Genomic DNA, 13649 nt, shown 5'->3' on the forward strand with positions numbered 1-13649 from the left:
GATGGGATGAATTCAAGAATAATAGGAACAGGGCAATATTTGCCGGAAAATATTGTTACAAATGAGAAGTTATCTGAAACGGTTGATACAAGCCATGATTGGATTGTAGAACGAACAGGTATCTGTCAAAGACATATTGCAGATGATGATGCAACGACTTCAGGTTTAGCTTATCACGCTGTTATGGCGGCGCTTAAAGATGCAAATGTAGATGCCCAAGATATTGATCTTATTATTCTTGCAACCACAACGCCAGATCATACCTATCCATCAACAGCAACATTACTCCAAGAGATGATCGGTAATAATCATGCGGCATCTTTTGATATCAGTGCGGCATGTTCAGGTTTTATTTATGCTTTAGGAATTGCTGATAATTTCATTAAAGCAGGGTCTGCAAAGAAAGCGATTGTTGTGGGATCTGAGCTCTACTCACGAGTTCTTGATTGGGAAGATCGCACGACTTGTGTTCTTTTTGGAGATGGCGCTGCGGCAGTTGTGCTAGAAGCAACTGAAGAAGAGGGAATCATCTCAACGCATCTTCATGCAGATGGGAGCTATAAAGATCTTCTTTCCGTGAAGAAAAGCGTTATTTCAGGACCAGATGTTTATCCTTATGTGCAGATGAAAGGGAATGAGGTATTTCGTCATGCGGTGACAAAACTCCATGAGATTGTGGAAGAAACTTTAACTGCGGTAAATTTAACAGGGGATGATATTGATTGGTTAATCCCACATCAAGCAAACCTTCGAATCATGACAGCAACTGCTAAAAGAGCAGGAATGCCGCGTGAGAAAATGATTGTAACTGTTGATAAGCATGCAAATACCTCTGCTGCAAGTATTCCATTGGCATTAGATGTGGCGCGCAAAGATGGTCGTGTGAAAAAAGGTGATTTGGTACTGATGGAAGCTTTTGGTGGTGGATTTACTTGGGGCTCTGCCTTAGTGCGAATGTAACCACTATCATAATAATAGTATCTTCAATCATAAAAGGTGATGAGGATGATCTATTCATCAATTCATGATAAATTACAGTAGAAAATAGTATAAAAGCGAGTGCTACATTTGTGGCAATCGCTTTTGTATATAGACGAAAAAAACGATGAGAGATAGTAAAATGAGTGAAATGAACCGTACATTAGCATTTGTATTCCCAGGTCAAGGTTCGCAAAGTCTTGGCATGATTCAAGATCTTTTAGATCATGAGATTGTAAAAGAGACATTAATTGAAGCAGATGAAGCCTTGGGTTTCTCGCTCTCAGATATCATTAAATCTGGTGATCTCGAAATGCTAGGTAAAACAGAAATTACACAGCCGGCAATCTTAACCGTAAGCATTGCCCTTTGGCGTGTATGGGTTTCTCAAAATGGGGCTATGCCGGCATTTTTAGCAGGTCATAGCTTAGGTGAGTACTCAGCTCTTGTCGCTGCGGGTGTTTTAGCATTTAAAGATGCTGTAAAGCTTGTTCATAATCGTGGGCAGTTTATGCAAGAAGCTGTTCCTGCTGGAACAGGTGCAATGGCCGCTATTTTAGGGTTAGATGATGATGCGGTAATTGCTCTTTGTAAAGATTCAGAATCAGCAGGAATTGTGGCAGCAGTGAATTTTAACTCACAAGGTCAAGTGGTAATCGCAGGTGAAAAGGCAGCAGTGGAAGCGGCATGTGAATTAGCAAAAGAGCGCGGCGCTAGAAGAGCACTTTTACTCCCTGTATCGGTCCCATCCCATTGTATTTTAATGAAGCCTGCGGCAGATCGTTTAGCATTAGCGCTTGAGGATATGCTCCTTGCAAAACCCCATCAAATCGTGATTCATAATGTGGACGTTAAAGCCCATACTGATACCTCAGAAATTAAAGAGGTATTGGTCAGTCAGCTTTATGAACCTGTTCGCTGGACAGAAACTATTGAATATTTAGCGCGTGAAGGTGTTACAACAGTTGTAGAGTGTGGTCCTGGAAAAGTATTAACAGGATTAATTCGTCGCATTGATAAATCTTTAGTGACACACAACATACTCGATGGCGCAACATTAGATAGTGTTATTAAGGAAATTTAAGTCTTATGCCACAAATACTTGTTGGAATTTGTTCCCTATTTTTTATAGGAACTTATCTATTTTTTGGGTTTGATCTTCTTTTAGCGACCAAAGCGTTAGTTTATAGTTCTGCGGTTGCACTTCTGATATTGTTGCTATTTTTTCGTTATCAGACTAAAAAAAATCAATGGCTTATTCTGGGAGCTACGGTAATTTTTGGCTCATTAACTATTGTTTTTGGTGATGGTGACTTTATTAAGTGGCGGACAACGGTCGTGAATGTGGTGATCGGACTTTCTTTACTAGGAATGTTTTATCTTAAAAAATCCCCTGCACAGATGTTGTTTGAAAAGCCTTTAGAAATTAGTGTGCCTCAAAAAGAGTGGCTTAGAACCAACATTTGGTGGGCAATTTATATGTTTTTGATGGCCGGCTTAAATACGATTATTGTGTTATTTGTGCCTTCAGATGATATCTGGATGACTTTTAAGATGATCATTAATCCTATAATGACATTTATTCTAACGGCTGGCGTTTTGGTTTATCTTTCTAAAAAGAGTAAGTTTTATAAGGAACAAAGGGAAGCTAGAAATGTGCCACAAGAATCAACCGATGATAAAGGATGATAGATAGCGGTTTTATATTAGCTTTTTTTAAGATATAAGAATGTTGATGATTTTTTGGAAGAAATTGACACTTGGGGTGTTAGTCTGGATGACTTTATAATATCATTAACAATCTAGATTATATATTAATCTCAATATATTTATTAATTGATAAAATAGATGAACAATCAAGATAGATTAGATAGAATTAGAATCTTATTAGAAGAGGCATTATCTCCCAATTATTTAGAGATCATTGATGATAGTCATCTTCATGCGGGACATGCTGGTGCTAAAGGCGGAGCAGGTCATTTTACAGTTATTATTGATGCGCCAGAATTCTTGGGGCTTTCAATATTAAAACAACACCGTTTAGTGTATCAAGCTTTGGATTCGATGATGCATAGTGATATTCATGCATTAAGTATTCAAGTTAAAACTCAGTAACTAAGTCAAGAAGGGAAGAGTCGTAATGAGAAAATTATTCAAAACAACCTTATTAACAACTGCAATTTTAGGCGCGCTATCTTCAGCGGCAATTGCGCAAGATACAGCTCCTGTAGCAGAAGTTGCTGACACCTCTTATGTATTTCAAGATCCAGTGGCGAAAGTCAATGGTCGCGATGTTTCGAAAAGTGAGTTTGATAACTTTTTATATATCACACAAGGCATTGAACTAGGCAGTGTTACTAGCGTTGAAGATAAAGTACTTGCAAAGCAATTGTTAGAACTTTTAGGTGAGCAGGATCTTGTTTCTGATGCTGCTAAGTCTCGCGGTTTAGACCAAACTGAAGATCATAAAATGCGTCTTAAAGTGATTGGAGATCTTTTTTTATCGCAAGCACTCCTAGAAGATATGATTGCTAAAAACGAATTCCCAGAAGCAGATATAAAAGCTGTTTATGAAGTAGAAGTAGCAAAAGTAGCCGATCAAAAAGAGTATCAAGCATCTCATATTTTAGTAGAGACACAAGAAGAAGCTCAGGCGATTCTTGATGCAATCAATAAAGGGGAAACAAGCTTTGTAGAGGCCGCTAAAGAGAAATCTTTAGATACGGCAACAGCAACTCGTGATGGTAGCCTTGGTGGGTGGTTTAATGCAAATATGATGGATCCTGCATTTAGCGAAGCACTTGTAGCAATGAAAAAAGGTGAGATGAGCGCTGCGCCTGTAGAATCAAGCTTTGGTTTTCATATCATTTTATTAGATGATGTGAGAGATACGCCAATTGTTGCCTTTGAAGATTTAGATGCAGGGACAAAGAACCAGTTAATCAATGTTCTTTTTCAACAAAAATTACAAGAGTTACAAAAAGATGTGAAAGTTGAATTGCCAGCAGCTAAGAAGTAATGATGGCAGTATAGACTTTATTTTTCGCAAAAATAAGATGAGTGATGAGGCTTAAAAGGAAATTAAGGTATTAATCACGGCAATATTTTTGTTATTAACCTGATTCTCTAGATAGAAGAATCAGGTTTTTTTATCAACAGGACCTAGGTTTGATGGTTTATTTAATTGATTTTATACTTTTTTTAGCAAAAACAGCGACACTTTTAATTGGGTTTGTCGTTGCAATTTTATTTCTAGTCTCTTTGCGCTCAAATAATGCACAAAGTGGTGGGAAAATTGAATTTAAAGATATTGGTGATCATTTTGAACAGATTAAAGAGGGATTTTTAGAGTTTAAAAATGATGAATCAGATAGTAAGCGTGATGAGAAAAAGTCAGAATCTGCGGAGAAGGCACCACTTGCTAATTCTGAAAATTATGCCGCTGAAGATGGGGCTTTAGATCCAGATGCGGTGACTGCTGAAAAAAGTAGTACGAAAAAAGAGGCTATCTCTGCTAAAAAATTCTGGCAATTTTGGAAAAAAGAGGAAGCGCCTAAAGTTGAGCAGAAAGAGAAAACACTTTATGTTTTAGAGTTTGATGGTGATGTACATGCAGAAGAGGTTAAAAATCTTCGTGAGGAGGTTTCGGCGCTTTTACATATTGCTAATAAAAATGATGAAGTCTTATTGAAGTTAACAAGCCCTGGTGGCGCTGTAAATAGTTATGGCTTAGCAGCCTCTCAATTAGTGCGTATTCGCGATAAGGGGTTGAACTTAACGGTTGCTGTAGATGAAGTGGCGGCAAGCGGTGGGTATTTAATGGCATGTGTTGCAAATCATATTGTAGCAGCACCCTTTGCAATTGTTGGTTCGATTGGTGTTGTTGCTGAATTACCAAACTTTCATAAAGTATTAGAGAAATATAATATTGATTATGAGCAGTTTACGGCAGGTGAATATAAACGTACCGTCACAATGTTTGGTGAAAATACAGATGAAGCCAAGGCGAAATTTAAAGATGAGCTCACAGAAATTCATTTAGTATTTAAAGACTTTGTACATCAATATAGACCCTCTTTAGATATTCAAACAATTGCGACGGGTGAATATTGGTTAGCTGTAAAGGCACTTGAATTTGGATTGGTTGATGAGCTTAAAACAAGCGATGCTTATATTTTAGATGCCATTAAAGATAAAAATGTTTATAGCATTAAATATATTGAAAAAACAACGGTTCGCCAAGGGATTTCACGTTTCTTAACGCGTATTATGAAGCGAGTGCCATTTTAGTTGTCAATGTTCATCATTAGATCGATTTAAAAGATTATTAAAAGCTGAATTTCCTTAAGGGAGTATTCAGCTTTTTTTTATGAAAAATATAGTGAAATAGATTTAAAATAAGCTGATTTAAATGCAGATGTATCGGCTATTAACAATAAGAAATATGTTCTGTCCGGCATTTTGCAAGTACGTATTTAATACGTGCCTTTGTGGATTTATGCAAGGCTGGAGGGAATGTTTCGTGTTCTTTCAAAAATCCCGCGCCAGCTGTTTAAGAAGCGCTATTTAAAGAGTAAAACTGTACAGCGTGTAAACTAAACCAGTTTGCATGATGCCGGATAGAACAACTTTTATGCTTCTCATAACTGATACACCGGCAATTTGATTTAGTACTTTTGAACCGATTTTACTATAGTTCATGATCTTTTTTTAAAGATGATAAAAAAGAGGTATAGTCGATTCAGTGTTAAGAAATACTATTTTAAAGGTCAAACATTGTAGCGTTTGAATCAAACCAGCTTGTGTGATGTTTGATAGAACGATTCTTGCGTTTCTCATAACCGATGGGCCGGAAATCTGATTCAGTGATTTTTAAACCGATGTTACTATACGAGATGAGTGTTAGTAGCGTGATCATAATCAATGGGCCGGAAATCTGATTCAGTGATTTTTAAACCGATGTTACTATACGAGATGAGTGTTAGTAGCGTGATCATAATCAATGGTAAACTATGATGCTAATTTATGATGAAAAGTAGGATAGCAAAAGGTATGGAGCGATGGGAGAAGTAAGCTTAGATGTTGTAGAGGTGGCATTACCTTGCCCACTTCATAAGACTTTTGAGTATCTCGTTGATGATCAGTCTTTAGTTTTTCCCGGGATGCGTGTGGCGGTTGATTTTGCACGGCGAAAAATGGTGGGGGTTATTACTGCTGTTAAAGCAGAGAGTGAATTCCCGAGATCAAAATTGAAGCCTATTCGAGCATTATTAGATTCAGAACCGCTTTTATCTGAGGATCTATTAACGTTAGCAAAATGGATATCATCTTATTATCATGCGCCTATCGGTGAGGTGTTACAGCTCTTTTTACCAGCCGCTTTAAGGCAAGGTAAAGCTTTTTATGAAGTAGAGTTTTTCTATCAGATTACTGAGGAAGGACTCCAATGGCGGATGGATGATGCTAACCGCCAAGCTCGTGCGAAAATCGCTATTCTTGAATTTTTTAGCCAGCATCAGCAATATGCTGAGCATGAGTTATTAACAGAATTTTCTAATTTTAAAAATCATCGAAAAGAGCTTATAGACTGGGGGCTTTTACAGCGTATTGAGCAATTAGATAAGCGTAAATCCCCAGCAAAAATGCCATCACTAGAAAAGCCCTTAATATTAACAACAGCTCAGCAGACAGTTGTGGATGAGATTATTCAGCAATCAGCAGGAATCTCTTTTATTGAAGGGGTGACGGGCTCTGGAAAAACAGCGGTGTATACTGAGATTGCTCGGGATTTTTTAGCGCGAGGAGAACAGGTATTAATGTTAGTGCCTGAAATCGGGCTGACACCACAGTTTGTATCAAGGATTGAAAAATCACTCAAGGTCCGAATTGGTGTGATTCACTCACAGATTACAGAAAATGAGCGGCATCAAGCGTGGCGAGATGCGCTATTAGGCAGAGTTGATCTTATTATAGGCACAAGATCTGCTTTATTCACCCCTTTTGCCAGACTAGGGTTAATCATCTTAGATGAAGCGCATGATGGATCTTACATTCAGCGAGATGGTGTTCGTTATTCTGCTCACAATAGCGCCATTAAGCGTGCAGATTTAGAAGGAATTCCCTTAATTTTAGGCAGTGCCACACCCACTTATGAGAGTGTACGAAATATTAAGGAAGGAAGATTTAGTCATTATCAATTGCCCGCTAGAGTCAGTGGTGAGATGCCAGAATGGGAAATTATCAATTGTCATGAAGAGAAAGTCTATGATGGCATTGCGACAAAGGTGCTTGATGCAATAGAAACAACAATAGCAAGAGATGAGCAAGTCCTTGTTTTCTTAAATCGAAGAGGATTTTCACCGGTTCTTACTTGTCTTGATTGTGGCTCGATGCTTGAGTGTGATAATTGTAGTAGTTATCTTAATTATCATCGCACAACCGGTAAGCTTCATTGCCATCACTGTGCAACTCGCTATCCTTATCCTGAAAATTGCCAAAAGTGCGGTGGAAGCTCATTTAAAGAGCTAGGAGCTGGTACACAAAAGATAGAGAAAGTATTAGCAGATGCCTTCCCTCAAGCTAAAGTCCTTCGGTTTGATCGTGATAATGTCCGTAATAGCCATGATTTAGAGGCACATTTAGCGAAGATTGGCGATAATGAGGCAGATATCATCATTGGCACGCAAATGCTTGCTAAAGGGCATGATTTTCCTAATATCACGTTAGTCGTATTGCTTAATAGTGATGGCTTATTTTTTGCCAATGATTTTCGAGCAGATGAAAAGTTAGCACAACTTTTAATGCAAGTTTCAGGAAGGGCTGGGCGTGGAGAAAAGAAAGGGAAAGTTTTAGTACAAACGATGTTTGCAGATAATGCGCTCTTTCATGAGTTGCCGGCAATGGGCTATCATGCTTATGCTGAAAAAGCGTTAGAGATCCGAGAAATATTAGCACTTCCTCCTTACTCTAATCAGATTTTAGTTCAAGCTGAAGCAAGAAGCGAAGCAGAAGCTACACATTACCTTTCGGGGCTATTAGGGCTTCTTCCGGCAACTAAAGAGGTGGAGATTACCCCCGTGATGCCGAATAATTTGAAACGACGACAAGGTTTTTATCGGGTCCATATTATTTTGCAATCTCAATCTCGTAGTGCATTACATCGCCTAGCACATCAACTGCGGCTACTTTATGAAGCGAATATTCGTAGCGGTATTCGTTTGTTGATTGAGGTGGATCCCATTGATTTTTCATAAGATGTTTATGCTAGGTTTGGCAGGGTATTTTCGGTTTAAAAAACACTATTTTAAAAGTAAAGCAGTATCGCGTATGAACCAAACTCGCTGCATGATCCGAAATAGAGTAACGCTTATGCTTCTCATAACGGATGCGCAGGTGATCCGGCTCAGTGACTTTTAAGTTGATTTTACTAAATTTATATTCGCAATTTAAATTTAAGACTTTCTTTGTGCTTATTCCATTATAAATTTTAAGATCGTCCTCAATTTAAGGAATTGGCTCTTTTGTATAAAAAATAGTGGGGACTAATAAAAAGAGTAAAATTTGCGCAATCGTGTTTTTCCCTAAACTTTTTAGAAAAAGATTTTGACGTTAAAGCGAAGAATCTTGCTAAAAAAGTGCGAAAAAGGGTAAATTTTAGACAAAAAAAAGCCGAGATCTAAAAGACTCGGCAAAATAACCACCAAAGGAGGATATGGAGGAGAACGTCTGATTGCTCAAACGTCACGCATATAATAGGCTTTATGATTTACGATGTCAACTTAATATTCTGTCAACACAGAAACTTTTTTGATCTCAGGCAAATTACAGATAGATCAAAGGTTTATTACGAGATCAATTTTTAACAAATTAAGAATGTAGGAATTTTTTAAGTTCATGTAAGGCATTGTTATTAGAATTATTTTTAATGATAGTAGGAATATAAGAGGTTAAAAGAGGGAGAATATCTATTAAAATTAGGACATAAAAAATCCTGCAGGATTTCCTACAGGATTTTTAAAAATAGTGAAATTCATTTAGCAGAATTACATTCCTGCGATAACCGTATTAAATCCGCCATCGACAAAGGTAATTTCTCCGGTAACCCCTGATGCTAAATCTGAAGAGAGGAATGCAGCAACATTACCAACTTCTTCAATGGTCACGCAGCGGCCAATAGGTGCTGCTGCTTCAAATGCTGTTAACATGCTCTTAAATCCGGCAATTCCAGAAGCTGCTAGCGTACGGATTGGGCCTGCTGAGATTCCATTAACGCGGATGCCTTCATGACCAAGCGCTGCAGCCATATAACGAACGTTAGCTTCAAGAGATGCTTTTGCTAAGCCCATTACGTTATAGTTTTGGACTGTACGCTCACTTGCAAGGTAGGTTAATGTTAAAAGTGACGCACCTTCACGAAGATGCGGGCGAGCTGCTTTTGCAAATGCCGCAAAGCTATATGATGAGATATCGTGTGCGATCTGGAAATTTTCACGTGTTACTGAATCTAAATAGTTGCCATCAAGCGCTTCTCTTGGCGCAAAACCTACTGAGTGGATAAGGATATCAAATCCATCAGTCCAAACACCTTTCAGAGAGTCCATTAATGCATCGATTTCTGTATCACTTCCGGCGTCGCATGGAAATACGATAGTGGAGTCGAGCTCTGCTGCCATATCACGAACGCGGCCTTCAAGACGCTCTCCATGAAAGCTAAATGCTAATTCTGCGCCTTGCTCACGCATTGCTTTTGCAATACCCCAAGCAATAGAGCGATTTGATGCAAGTCCAACGATCAGCGCGCGCTTACCTTTTAAAAATCCCATAGATTTAACCCTTTGTGCTCTTTAATGTTGAAAGAAGCATGGTGACAAATTTACCTTATAAGCGAGGTAATCTCACCATTTGCTCCATTTAACATAGTTAATAATGAATGTATGAAAAGTCGGGAGGAATATTTTCCCATCTTTTTTAATAAAATAACCCCTATATTATCATGAATTTTAGAGAGGATAGGGAGCTATTTATCCCTAAAAGAGGCGAAGTGGACTATTTTTAACTCTTTAATGAAAGATTAAATCTTGCTACTCATGAAAATCACAGTTTTATTACAAAATTCATGAAAATGTTAGAAAAGAGAGGGAAGATGGTTTCTGTCATTTATACGCGTGCATTAAATGCACTTTTTGCCCCTGAAGTTCGTGTGGAAGTTCATATTAGCAATGGCTTGCCGGCATTTACTATTGTTGGGATGCCAGAAACAGCGGTTAAAGAGAGTAAAGATCGGGTAATTGCGGCGATTGTTAATTCAGGTTTTGAATTTCCTAATCGTAAAATTACAATTAATCTATCACCTGCTGATCTTCCTAAAGAGGGGGGACGTTATGATCTTCCAATTGCCCTTGGAGTCTTAGAAGCATCAGGGCAGATTGCTAAAGACCCCAAAGCTTTTGAGTTTGTCGGGGAGCTTGCATTAACGGGAGAGCTTAGGCCCATTACCGGGTTACTACCAACAGCGATACAAGTTATGAAGCATCAAGGTACTTTAATCGTCCCTGAAGATGGTGCAGAAGAGATCGGTTTTTTGCATTATTCAGAGTTCTTAATGGCAAAAACATTAAGAGAGGTTGTTGAGTTTATCGATGGGAAACAAGATCTTGCTAAGCCTCCTGAGGTCAGTGTGCAAAGATTGGAGGATCCTCGTGATTTTTCTGAAGTAAAAGGTCAGTTTTTTGCCAAAAGAGCCTTGGAGATCGCCGCTGCTGGGGGACATAATTTACTGTTGATAGGGCCACCTGGAACTGGCAAAACGATGTTAGCATCTCGCTTTATTACAATTATGCCGAGTATGACGAGAGAAGAAGCGATAGAGAGCGCGATGATTGCCTCGATTAGCCGGCAAGGGTTTCGTGCAGAGCAATTTGGAATTAGACCTTATCGAACGCCGCACCACACAGCTTCTTCCGTGGCTTTAGTTGGAGGAGGAACTTATCCAAAACCAGGAGAGATATCGCTTGCGCATCATGGTGTACTATTTTTAGATGAGTTACCTGAGTTTAATCGCAGTGTTTTAGAAGTGCTACGAGAGCCGTTAGAGTCTGGAGTTATTCATGTTTCTAGAGCAATGCAACAAGTTGAGTTTCCGGCAAAATTTCAGCTACTTTCCGCAATGAATCCTTGCCCTTGTGGCTATTATGGTGATCCTGTACATGAGTGCACTTGCAGTGACTATGGGATAGCGAGATACCGTGGGCGAGTATCTGGTCCGATGTTAGATCGTATTGATCTTCATGTTGAAGTCCCGAGAATTAGTACGGAAGAGCTACAAAGTAGTCAGGTAGGTGAAAGCTCAAAGGCGATTCGCCAGCGGGTGGATAATGCGCGAGCAAGACAAATGCAAAGGCGAGAGAAAATGAATGCAGATTTATCGGTAAGTGAAATTGAGCATGATTGCCATCTAGGGGAGGCCGAGATCAAGCTATTAGAGATGGCGCAAAAACGCTTAAATTTTTCACCAAGAAGTTATCACCGAATTTTGCGCGTTGCTCGTACAATTGCAGATTTAGAAGGTATGGCTGAAATTAATAGCCGGCATTTAACAGAGAGTCTAGCATTTAGGGCATTAGATCGAGGTTATCAATCAAGTACTAGTTCGTAGATCCGTTTTGATGAGCATGCTTTAATATTTATTGAAAGTTGATACTTAACGTTAAAAAGGTATCTCTCTATTTTTGGCGATTGATTTGTCAATTAACTAGATCAGAAAAGTCCTTTGAGAGGCATTAAATAAAAAGCAAGAGAAAGCCGGCATAAGCCAGCTTTTAATGTGTCATTTCTAATGATATAGCACCTTTTAATCTAATAACATCGTCCCTTTATTTGCTAAATTAATATGCCATGAGAACGCTTCATCTAATAGATGTGGTGTGTTTCCTCCTCGTTTTTCTTTAGCATCTTTTAGATATTTTCTTGCTTGCGCTTTGTAGGTTGGATGCATACAATTTTCAATGATTTTTTCAGCCGCATCGGTTGGGCATAAACCTCGGATATCGGCATATCCTATCTCCGTAATGATGAGATCTACTTCATGATTCGTATGATCAACGTGTGTGACAAAGGGAACAATTGCTGAAATTGCCCCATTTTTTGCAGTTGATTGTGTGACAAAAGCGCTGATTCGAGAGTTTCGAGAGAAGTCTGCAGATCCCCCAATTCCATTCATGGCATGAGTACCACTGACATGTGTTGAATTGACGTTCCCGTAGATATCAACCTCAAGGGCGGTATTAAATGAGATGACCCCTAATCGTCTAATCACCTCTGGATGATTAGTGATCTCTTGCGGGCGGAACAAAATTTTGTCTCTGTATTTAGCAAGATCCTCGGCAAGGGTTGCAACGCGATTTTTTGAAAGAGAAAATGCCGTTCCCACAGCAAAACTAACAACCCCAGCATCAATAAGGTCAAAGATCCCATCTTGGAGCACTTCGGAAGAGACAATAAGATTTTTAAACTTCCCAGAGCTTGCCATACCTTTTAATACGGCATTTGCGACAGAACCAACGCCTGATTGAAGTGGTGCAAGGTCGGGACCTAATCTTCCACTTTCAACTTCTTTGGAGAGGAAGTCTAAAAAATGATCGGCAATGGCTTGCGTTTCCTCATTCGGTTCAAATAGCGGTGATGGAATATCAGGACGATCTGATAAGACAATACCTTTAACTTTGTTAGGATCGACTTTAATGCCGATACTACCAATACGCTTGCTAAGGTCATCATAGACGGGAATTGCTTGCCGTCCTTCCCCTTGTTCTTTTGGCATATAGATATCATGGATTCCCTCATAGCTATCAGGCGCACTAGTATTGAGTTCAATAATGACATAGTCTGCCTTTTCAACAAAAATAGGAGAGTTCCCAACAGAGCCTGTGGGGATAATTAGTCCATCTTCCGTAATTGCCGCAGCTTCAATAATTGCATAATCAATTTTCCCTAGGTTTCCTTGGCGAATAGTTTCTGCGGTATGAGAAAGATGTTGATCAATATACTTTATTTCTCCTTTATTAATTTTTTGACGCATGACCGGATTGGCTTGATAAGGTAGCCTAAGATTAATGATATCTGCTTCTGCCATTGCTTCATCAGCATCGGGACCTAAAGAGGCTCCGGTAAAAAGATTGATTTTGAATTTTTCTGTTTTGCCTCGCTCAGCGAGTGCTCTAGGAAAGACTTTTGGTTCGCCAAATAGTGTAAAGCCACTCATTCCAAGAGTCATACCATCTTTAATCCAAGAGGCTGCTTCCTCGGCAGAAACAACTTTATCTAAGAAATCTTGATAGCGTAGTTTTTTGTTTAAATTCGTATTCATGGTATTTATCCCCCAATGTTATTTATTATTTTTATAAAATGTATTTTTTACTAAAATATGTTGTAACAAAGAAGACAACTTCTGTTGCAGAAGTATGATGATCGAAGTAAAAATAGAGTAGAGTTGACTATAATATAGGCAGATGTTCAAAGGGAGTTCAAGCTTTTCAATCATTTAATTTTTATCAAATAACGCTATGAGTGCTTTAATAATCATTTATTTTATGGGGATTTTTTTAAAATTATCTTCAAAGAAAAGGAAAAAAATAGATAAAATAACTCATTATAAGTTTAGTTAATACCTGCTT

The 13649-nt window shown here is 38.6% G+C and carries 10 protein-coding genes; 8 read left to right on the forward strand and 2 right to left on the reverse strand.

Annotation, left to right across the window (positions count from 1 at the left end; translation table 11 throughout):
* Nucleotides 1–6 precede the first annotated feature (6 nt).
* The 7 genes from MMG00_RS13585 to MMG00_RS13615 all read left to right on the forward strand — a co-directional run bounded on the left by MMG00_RS13585 (nt 7) and on the right by MMG00_RS13615 (nt 8231).
* Entirely contained in the window at nt 7–960 is a 954-nt protein-coding gene (locus MMG00_RS13585) for a beta-ketoacyl-ACP synthase III (RefSeq protein ID WP_242149298.1), read from the forward strand.
* Nucleotides 961–1129: 169 nt separating this feature from the next.
* On the forward strand, nt 1130–2062 hold the full coding sequence (gene fabD / locus MMG00_RS13590; RefSeq protein ID WP_242153509.1) for an ACP S-malonyltransferase: 933 nt from the start codon (nt 1130–1132) through the stop codon (nt 2060–2062).
* Nucleotides 2063–2067: 5 nt separating this feature from the next.
* Entirely contained in the window at nt 2068–2667 is a 600-nt protein-coding gene (locus MMG00_RS13595) for an inner membrane-spanning protein YciB (protein WP_242149302.1), read from the forward strand.
* A gap of 159 nt (nt 2668–2826) precedes the next feature.
* A complete protein-coding gene (locus MMG00_RS13600; protein WP_242149306.1) occupies nt 2827–3093 on the forward strand; it encodes a BolA family protein in 267 nt (88 codons plus the stop codon).
* Between the two features lie 25 nt (nt 3094–3118).
* The gene (locus MMG00_RS13605; RefSeq protein WP_242149309.1) at nt 3119–3997 is read left to right on the forward strand and encodes a peptidylprolyl isomerase; all 879 of its coding nucleotides are present in this window, start codon (nt 3119–3121) and stop codon (nt 3995–3997) included.
* 152 nt (nt 3998–4149) lie between these two features.
* Nucleotides 4150–5268: a protease SohB gene (gene sohB, locus MMG00_RS13610; RefSeq protein WP_242153511.1), complete on the forward strand. Its 1119-nt coding sequence runs from the start codon at nt 4150–4152 to the stop codon at nt 5266–5268.
* A gap of 770 nt (nt 5269–6038) precedes the next feature.
* Nucleotides 6039–8231 carry a primosomal protein N' gene (locus MMG00_RS13615; protein WP_242149311.1) on the forward strand — a complete coding sequence of 731 codons (2193 nt, stop codon included), beginning with the start codon at nt 6039–6041 and terminating at the stop codon, nt 8229–8231.
* Between the two features lie 789 nt (nt 8232–9020).
* Here MMG00_RS13615 and MMG00_RS13620 read toward each other — a convergent pair.
* Nucleotides 9021–9800, reverse strand: coding sequence for an enoyl-ACP reductase FabI (locus MMG00_RS13620; RefSeq protein ID WP_242149314.1), 780 nt, complete (start codon nt 9798–9800; stop codon nt 9021–9023).
* Nucleotides 9801–10120: 320 nt separating this feature from the next.
* On the opposite strand from MMG00_RS13620, the gene MMG00_RS13625 reads away from it, so the two are divergent.
* Complete coding sequence (locus MMG00_RS13625) at nt 10121–11632, forward strand: YifB family Mg chelatase-like AAA ATPase (RefSeq protein ID WP_242149319.1); 1512 nt, start codon at nt 10121–10123, stop codon at nt 11630–11632.
* 195 nt (nt 11633–11827) lie between these two features.
* On the opposite strand, the gene scpC is transcribed toward MMG00_RS13625, so the two are convergent.
* Nucleotides 11828–13342: a succinyl-CoA:acetate CoA-transferase ScpC gene (gene scpC / locus MMG00_RS13630; RefSeq protein ID WP_242149322.1), complete on the reverse strand. Its 1515-nt coding sequence runs from the start codon at nt 13340–13342 to the stop codon at nt 11828–11830.
* Nucleotides 13343–13649 lie beyond the last annotated feature (307 nt).

Origin of the sequence: Ignatzschineria rhizosphaerae (assembly GCF_022655595.1) — a bacterium.
Taxonomy (GTDB): domain Bacteria; phylum Pseudomonadota; class Gammaproteobacteria; order Cardiobacteriales; family Wohlfahrtiimonadaceae; genus Ignatzschineria; species Ignatzschineria rhizosphaerae.

Coding starts and splice junctions, on each gene's coding strand:
- MMG00_RS13585 (WP_242149298.1), top strand. CDS start 7: ATGAATTCAAGAATAATAGGAACAGGGCAATATTTGCCGGAAAATATT.
- fabD (WP_242153509.1), top strand. CDS start 1,130: ATGAACCGTACATTAGCATTTGTATTCCCAGGTCAAGGTTCGCAAAGT.
- MMG00_RS13595 (WP_242149302.1), top strand. CDS start 2,068: ATGCCACAAATACTTGTTGGAATTTGTTCCCTATTTTTTATAGGAACT.
- MMG00_RS13600 (WP_242149306.1), top strand. CDS start 2,827: ATGAACAATCAAGATAGATTAGATAGAATTAGAATCTTATTAGAAGAG.
- MMG00_RS13605 (WP_242149309.1), top strand. CDS start 3,119: ATGAGAAAATTATTCAAAACAACCTTATTAACAACTGCAATTTTAGGC.
- sohB (WP_242153511.1), top strand. CDS start 4,150: ATGGTTTATTTAATTGATTTTATACTTTTTTTAGCAAAAACAGCGACA.
- MMG00_RS13615 (WP_242149311.1), top strand. CDS start 6,039: ATGGGAGAAGTAAGCTTAGATGTTGTAGAGGTGGCATTACCTTGCCCA.
- MMG00_RS13620 (WP_242149314.1), bottom strand. CDS start 9,800: ATGGGATTTTTAAAAGGTAAGCGCGCGCTGATCGTTGGACTTGCATCA.
- MMG00_RS13625 (WP_242149319.1), top strand. CDS start 10,121: ATGGTTTCTGTCATTTATACGCGTGCATTAAATGCACTTTTTGCCCCT.
- scpC (WP_242149322.1), bottom strand. CDS start 13,342: ATGAATACGAATTTAAACAAAAAACTACGCTATCAAGATTTCTTAGAT.